This is a genomic window from Psychrobacter sp. TB20-MNA-CIBAN-0197 (genome assembly GCF_040309765.1).
Lineage (GTDB): Bacteria > Pseudomonadota > Gammaproteobacteria > Pseudomonadales > Moraxellaceae > Psychrobacter > Psychrobacter submarinus.
The window spans coordinates 1-274 of record NZ_JBEOPC010000550.1 but is presented as its reverse complement, the minus strand read 5'-3'; the positions used below and the strand labels follow the sequence as shown (position 1 = coordinate 274).

Annotated in this window: 1 pseudogene; it reads right to left on the bottom strand. The window is 67.9% G+C overall.

The annotated features are described in order from the left end of the window. Window positions 1-274: pseudogene (locus AAEY83_RS14910) on the bottom strand (aromatic acid/H+ symport family MFS transporter); the annotation flags it as partial.

Below are 274 nucleotides of genomic sequence, written 5' to 3'. Positions count from 1 at the left end.
CCGCAGCCGTCGCCAAACCGGCCGGGATCACCAGTGCGGTCAGCACCTGCTCGAAATTCCAGCCCAGGCCGAGCAAGGTTGCGCCCATCCACGCGCCGAGGATCGCGCCGAAGCGGCCGATGCCGAGCATCCACGACACCCCGGTCGCGCGGCCTTGAGTCGGGTAGAAGCGTGCCGCCAATGACGGCATCGCCGATTGCGCGCCGTTGACGCACATGCCTGCCACCAGCACCAGCGTCGCCAACAAGGTGATGTTGCCCAGGCTCTGCCCTAC